The 6,288-nt window shown below is 68.0% G+C and carries 7 protein-coding genes and 1 pseudogene; 5 read left to right on the top strand and 3 right to left on the bottom strand.

All coding sequences use genetic code 11. The features are described 5' to 3' along the window. Both ACFDSW_RS14525 and ACFDSW_RS14520 read left to right on the top strand, forming a co-directional pair. On the top strand, nucleotides 1–432 hold a 432-nt coding region (locus ACFDSW_RS14525), incomplete at its 5' end, for a MarR family winged helix-turn-helix transcriptional regulator (protein ID WP_375250986.1). Nucleotides 433–504: 72 nt separating this feature from the next. Then, nucleotides 505–1,071, top strand: coding sequence for a carboxymuconolactone decarboxylase family protein (locus tag ACFDSW_RS14520; protein ID WP_375250985.1), 567 nt, complete (start codon nucleotides 505–507; stop codon nucleotides 1,069–1,071). Between the two features lie 120 nt (nucleotides 1,072–1,191). Here the strand turns inward: ACFDSW_RS14520 and ACFDSW_RS14515 are convergent, their stop codons facing one another. Next, nucleotides 1,192–1,797: a DJ-1/PfpI family protein gene (locus ACFDSW_RS14515; RefSeq protein ID WP_375250984.1), complete on the bottom strand. Its 606-nt coding sequence runs from the start codon at nucleotides 1,795–1,797 to the stop codon at nucleotides 1,192–1,194. Further along, a complete protein-coding gene (locus tag ACFDSW_RS14510) occupies nucleotides 1,797–2,639 on the bottom strand; it encodes a PhzF family phenazine biosynthesis protein (protein ID WP_375250987.1) in 843 nt (280 codons plus the stop codon). The genes ACFDSW_RS14515 and ACFDSW_RS14510 overlap by 1 nt, the downstream gene beginning before the upstream one ends. 106 nt (nucleotides 2,640–2,745) lie before the next feature. On the opposite strand from ACFDSW_RS14510, the gene ACFDSW_RS14505 reads away from it, so the two are divergent. Beyond that, entirely contained in the window at nucleotides 2,746–4,158 is a 1,413-nt protein-coding gene (locus tag ACFDSW_RS14505) for a PLP-dependent aminotransferase family protein (protein WP_375250983.1), read from the top strand. On the opposite strand, the gene ACFDSW_RS14500 is transcribed toward ACFDSW_RS14505, so the two are convergent. Continuing rightward, nucleotides 4,138–5,055: a LysR family transcriptional regulator gene (locus tag ACFDSW_RS14500; RefSeq protein ID WP_375250982.1), complete on the bottom strand. Its 918-nt coding sequence runs from the start codon at nucleotides 5,053–5,055 to the stop codon at nucleotides 4,138–4,140. The genes ACFDSW_RS14505 and ACFDSW_RS14500 overlap by 21 nt on opposite strands. 91 nt (nucleotides 5,056–5,146) lie before the next feature. On the opposite strand from ACFDSW_RS14500, the gene ACFDSW_RS14495 reads away from it, so the two are divergent. Further along, a complete protein-coding gene (locus ACFDSW_RS14495) occupies nucleotides 5,147–6,181 on the top strand; it encodes an aldo/keto reductase (protein ID WP_375250981.1) in 1,035 nt (344 codons plus the stop codon). A 13-nt stretch (nucleotides 6,182–6,194) separates the two neighbouring features. After that, a pseudogene (locus ACFDSW_RS14490) lies at nucleotides 6,195–6,288 on the top strand (MFS transporter); the annotation flags it as partial.

The raw sequence follows: 6,288 nt of genomic DNA, 5'->3' as shown, positions 1-6,288 counted from the left end.
GTGATGCGTCGGAACGAAGCCTTGCTGGCGGAGCAGCTCCGCCGCAGCGTCAGCTCGTTCGTGCGGGCAATTCGCCAAGACACCGGCACGACACGGTCCGCGCAGTCCGAGACGCTCGACCTTCTTCAGCGTCTGGGGCCGATGAACGTCGCCGCGCTGGCGGGAAAGCGCGGCGTGACCCATCAAACGATGCGGTTGGTGGTGGCAGGCCTGGATGCCGACGGACTGGTACAACAGATCGCCGATCCGGTTGATCGCCGCAGCCGTCTGGTTGCGATCTCTCCCGCCGGTGACGCCGCGCTTGCGCGCGAGCGCCAGGCGCGCACGTCCCGCATCGAGGAGGCTATTCGCACGTCATTGTCGTCGGATGAGCGGGATCTGCTGCGAGCCGCGATCCCGATCCTCGATCGACTGGCCGAGCCGATGGGATGACGGGGATCGGGCTGGATCACCCGTTCTTCCCCGGCGCACCATGGCACCCACCTTCATCGACGGAGTAGATACATGCCCGGACCGACCGACTATGAATCCAGCGTGGTCATCCCGCTGCCGGACGACGATCACGTCCGCACCATTCTGGGTGACGATTATCAACCCGCCAAGGCGTTGAACGTCGTCAAGATGTTCGCCGGCACCGATGATATGTGCGATGCTACGCTCGGCCTTGTGCGGGCGGTGTTCGCAGCCGAAGGGATTGACCCCAAATTGCGCCAGGCGATCATCCTGCGCGCCGCGACGATCCTGAACGTGCCCTATGAATGGCAGGCGAACGTGCCGATGTCGCTCAACAACGGGCTGACCCAAGCCGACATCGATGCGATCGGTACGCGGGACGGCATCGTGCCCGATGCCTACGCGCTGGTATGCGCCGCAACCGACGAGTTGAGCCTGACAGGCACGCTCACCGACGCGACGTTGCAGCGGCTGCGCGACCGGCATGGCGACACAGGCGCACGCAAGCTCGTGCTGATAATCGCCTGGTTCAATTTGCTCAGCCTGTTCCTAAACGGTTGCCGCGTGCCGATGGAAACGACCGACAAGATCGGCGGCCGGCGGTCACCGCTCGAATGAACGAGCGTGCTCCCGGACGGCGCGGCAATACAAGGTAGCTGCCGAGCACGAGCGACTTTGCCGGCTTTCGCGACCCGGATGGTGGAGCGGGAATGTCTGCGTTGGGACCATGCGGGTGGCCTAAACGAGCGCCATCTCGCCCGTGACGACCGCCATGGCATGATCGACGAAGCGCTCTTTCTCCCCGACCGGCGCAACGTAATGGAGCGCCGCGCGCGCCAGATCGGACCCGCCACCCCGCGCGATCATCCATGCGGCGAGATAGGGCGCCGCGAGGCACCCGCCCGCGGTCGCGAGGTTGCCGTGGGCGGCGAACGGTGCGTCGACCACGGTGACGCCGGCCTCCACCACCCATGGCCTGGTGATGAGATCGGTGCAGGCGGGCAGGGTGCCGATCAGGCCGAGTTTCGCCAGCAGCAACGTTCCTGAGCATTGCGCCGCGATCAACTGGCGTGCCGGATCAAGGCGCAGCCGGGCAAGCATCGCCGTATCGGCGGCGATCTCGCGTGTGCGAATGCCGCTGCCGATCAGCACCGCATCGGCCTCCTCCACAAATGCCAAGGGGCGCTGGCGGTGGACGACGACACCGTTCATCGACGTCACCGTTTCGGTCGGCGCGGTGATATGGGCGGCCCAGCCATGCGGGCGCAGCCGGTTGAGGATCGCGGCGGCGACGAACGAGTCGAGTTCGTTGAAGCCGTCGAAGGTGAGGACCGCGACCTGCATCAGCCTTGCATCCGCCCGGAGAAGAGCGTCCGCGTCGCGCCCGCGACCCAGACCTGTCCGGTGTCGTCCTGCGAGACATGGATGCGCCCGCTCCGCCCCAGCCGGGTTCCTTGCGCCGCGACATAGCTGCCGCTTGCCCGGCCGCTGGCGAACAGCCACTGGCCGACCGAGGCGTTGAGGCTGCCGGTCACCGGGTCTTCGATCAGCCCGCCATGCGCGTCGGTGAACAATGCGCGCAGTTCGAATGCGACGTCGTCACCCGGAGCGTGTGGCCCGACGATCCCGATATCGATATGCTCGGGATGGTGCCGCGCCGGCTCGACTGCCAGCACAGCCTCGGCCGATTCCAGCATGACCGCGATCCAGCCCGGCCCATTGTCCGCCCAGGCAGCATCGACGATCGCCGAACGGTCGATCCGCAGCAATTCGGCGACCTGCGCGATCTCCGCCTCGGTCGGCGTGCCCCCGCGCAGCAGCGGCGGCGCGGCGAAGGCGAGTGGATCGCCCTCGTGCCGGATCGTGACCAGTCCGACGCCGCATTCCTGCACGATCACGCCGTCCTGCTTCGGTCGTCCCCCCGCTTCCAGCCAGGCGTGCGCGCTGCCCAGCGTTGGGTGCCCGGCGAAGGGCAGTTCGTGCGCCATGGTGAAGATGCGCACGCGATAGTCGGCGGACGGATCGGTCGGCGGCAGCAGGAAGGTCGTTTCGGAGAAATTCAGCCAGCTGGCGATCGCCTGCATCTCGTCCGTCGCCAGCCCCTCCGCATCGGCGATGACGGCCAGCGGATTGCCGGTCAGCGAGTTGGTGCCGAACACGTCGACGAGGCGAAAGGGACGGGTCACAAATGTCTCCTGTTGCTGATGGCCCATGCTATCGCTGGCCGACGGGCGCTGATAGATACGGATCGATACGATATCGTCGAACCGTACTGGTGAAAGTAGCAGCACGATGGCCACCGCACCCGATCAGACCCGCACCGGCATGGTGGTCCGCGCGATCCGCGAGCGGATCGACGCCCGCACCCTGACGCCGGGGGCTCGACTGCCATCGATCCGCGCCATGGCCGAGACGAGCGGCGTCGCGCGCTCGACGGTGGTCGAGGCCTATGACCGGCTCGCCGCTGAGGGCGTCATCCGATCGCGGCCGGGATCGGGCTTCTATGTCGCCGCGCCGCTGGCCCCGCTGGCGCTGGATCGGCTCGCCACCACGCAGGAACGCGAGGTCGATCCGCTATGGATGCTGCGCCAGTCACTGGGTGAGCGGCGCCACGAATTGATGCCGGGATGCGGCTGGTTGCCTGATGACTGGCTGGCGGGCGATGCGCTCCGCAAGGCGATGCGCGGGGCGGCGCGGACGGACGATCACGGCACACTCGCGGGCTATGCGTCGCCGCTGGGTTCACCTCCGCTGCGGGCGTTGCTGGCGAGGCGGATGGCGGATCAGGGGGTTGAGGCCGGCCCGGACCAGATCCTGCTGACCGACAGCGGTACGCACGCGCTCGATCTGGTGTGCCGCTTCCTGCTTCAGCCGGGCGATACCGTGCTGGTCGATGACCCTTGCTATTTCAATTTCCTGGCGCTGCTGCGGGCGCATCGGGCCAAGGTGATCGGCGTGCCGATGACGCAGAGCGGACCGGACATCGCCGCCTTCGCCGCGGCCGCCGCGACGCATCGCCCGCGCTTCTATCTGACGAACTCGGGCGTCCATAACCCGACCGGGGCGTCGCTCGCCGCTGCCACCGCGCACCGGTTGCTCAAGATCGCCGACGCGCATGATATGGTCATCGTCGAGGACGATATCTTCGCCGATTTCGAACATGCGCCGTCCGCGCGGCTCGCGGCCTTTGACGGGCTCGACCGGACGATCCGCATTGGCAGCTTCTCCAAATCGCTGTCGGCGGCGGTGCGCTGCGGTCATATCGCGGCGCGGCCCGACTGGATCGAGGCGCTGGCCGATCTGCGCATCGCCACGTCGATGGCGGGCAGCCCGCTCGCCGCCAGTCTGCTCCATGCGGTGCTGACCGATGGCAGCTATCGCCGCCACGTCGAAGGCGTTCGGACGCGGTTGGCGCGCGCCACCGCCAAGGTCGCCAAGCGTCTGCGTTCGGTGGGTGTCGAACCCTGGATCGAGCCGGCGGCGGGTATCTTCCTGTGGGCGCGCTTGCCGGGCGGCGTCGATGCCGTCGACCTCGCGCGTCGCGCGATCGCCGAGGGCATCGTGCTCGCGCCGGGGCCGGTCTTCAGCACCAGCGGCGAATGGCGCAATCACATGCGCTTCAACGTCGCGAGGAGCGATGACGATCGGCTCTATGCCTTTCTGCAATCGGCCGTGGCGTGCCCATCATCCGGAGGGGCTGCCTAGCCGCTCGACCAGAAAGTCGACGAATACCCGCACACGTGCGGGGGTCGCAGCGCCGCCGACGAAGACGGCATGGATCAGCTCGACATCGCCCGGATTGTACGCCTCGAGCAACGGTACGAGCCGACCGTCGGCGATCTCGGCGACGACGCTGAAGCGGCCGACGCGCGTGATGCCGACCCCGGCGGCGGCAAGATGGCCGAGCGTCTCGCCATTGTTGGCGACGATGCCGCCCTCCACCGACAGCGCAAAATCCCTGCCATCGCGGCGGAAGGGCCAGATCGGCTCGGCGCGGCGGAAATTGAAGTTCAGGCAGTTATGCGCGTGCAGGTCCTCGGGCACCTGCGGCGTGCCGGCGCGCGCGAGATAATCGGGCGAGGCGACGATCACGCGGCCGGACTCGCCCAGCTTGCGAGCGGTGAGCCCGCTGTCGGCGAGCGGGCCGAAGCGGATCGCGACATCCGCCTGACCCGCCGCGACGTCTACCAGCGTATCGGTCAGGGCGATATCGACCAGGATATGCGGATAGGCCCGGGTAAAATCGCCGAGCAGCGGCACCACACACAACCGGCCATGCGCCAGCGCCGCACTGATCCGCAGCCGCCCGCGTGGCGCGCCCTGATCGGCGATCTGTTGCTCGGCATCGTCGAGATCGGCGAGGATGCGCCGCGCGATGAGCAGATAGGCCTGGCCCTCGGCGGTCATCGTCAGCGCGCGGGTGGAGCGCAGCAGTAGCCGGACCCCCAGCCGCGCCTCGATCCGGTCGATCGCACGCGCCACCGCGGAGGGCGTCAGCCCGAGCGTGCGTGCGGCGGCGGAGAAACTGCCTTCCTCGATGACGCTCGCGAACAGCGCGAGCGATCGGGCGCGATCCTCTTTTGTCGCGGTCTTTGCATCCACGGCATAGATCCTTTGCCCCGGCGGGCGCTTCCGCTGCCTTTGCGCAGACGTCACTTATGCACCTGACGACGAAATTCGCAAAGGATCTGTCATGGAATATCGCCCATTGGGGTCGTCCGGCCTGCGCGTGCCCGCGCTGTCGTTCGGCGCCGGCACCTTTGGCGGCAAGGGACCGCTGTTCAGCGCCTGGGGCACAAGCGACGCCGCCGAGGCGCGACGGCTGATCGACATCTGCCTCGACGCGGGGGTGACGCTGTTTGACACCGCCGACGTCTATTCGGACGGCGCATCGGAACAGGTGCTGGGCGAAGCGATCAAGGGGCGGCGCGATGCCGTCCTGATCTCGACCAAGACCGGGCTGCCGATGGGTGATGGCCCGCAGGATTGGGGCGCGTCGCGGGCGCGGCTGATCGGCGCGGTCGAGGCGGCGCTGCGCCGGCTGGGCACCGATCATATCGACCTGCTCCAGCTCCACGCCTTCGACGCCTCCACCCCGACCGAGGAGGTGATGGGCGCGCTCGACCGGCTGATCGCGGACGGCAAGGTCCGCTATGCCGGCGTCTCCAACTATCCGGGTTGGCAGATCATGAAGGCGCAGGCGCTGGCGGACCGCCATGGCTGGCCGCGCCTCGTCGCGCATCAGGTCTATTACTCGCTGATCGGGCGCGCTTACGAATGGGATCTGATGCCGCTGGCGGGGGATCAGGGGGTCGGTGCGCTTGTCTGGAGCCCGCTCGGCTGGGGGCGGCTGACCGGCAGGATCGGGCGGGGACGACCGATCCCGGCGGGCAGCCGTCTGCACGAAACGGCGCAATTCGCGCCGCCGGTCGAGGACGAGCATCTCTACCGCGTGGTTGACGCACTGGAAGCGGTGGCGGCGGAGACCGGCAAGACCGTTCCGCAGGTCGCAATCAACTGGCTGTTGCGGCGGCCAACCGTGGCGTCGGTCATCATCGGCGCGCGCGACGAGGCGCAGTTGCGCGACAATCTGGGCGCGGTCGGCTGGGCGCTGACGCCTGAACAGGTGGCGGCGCTCGACACGGCGAGCGACGTGCTGCCGCCCTATCCCCACACCCCCTATCGGCAGCAGGAGGGCTTCGCCCACCTCGCGCCGCCGATGGTTTGAGGGAGCCAGGATCATGAAGTTCAACCTCGGGCTGATCGCACTGGCGGTCGGCGCCTTCGGCATCGGCGTGACCGAGTTCGCGCCGATGGGCATGTTGCCGGTGATCG

The sequence above is a fragment of the Sphingomonas sp. genome (genome assembly GCF_042091075.1).
Taxonomy (GTDB): Bacteria; Pseudomonadota; Alphaproteobacteria; order Sphingomonadales; family Sphingomonadaceae; genus Sphingomonas.
This window is presented reverse-complemented; position numbering and strand designations above follow the sequence as displayed.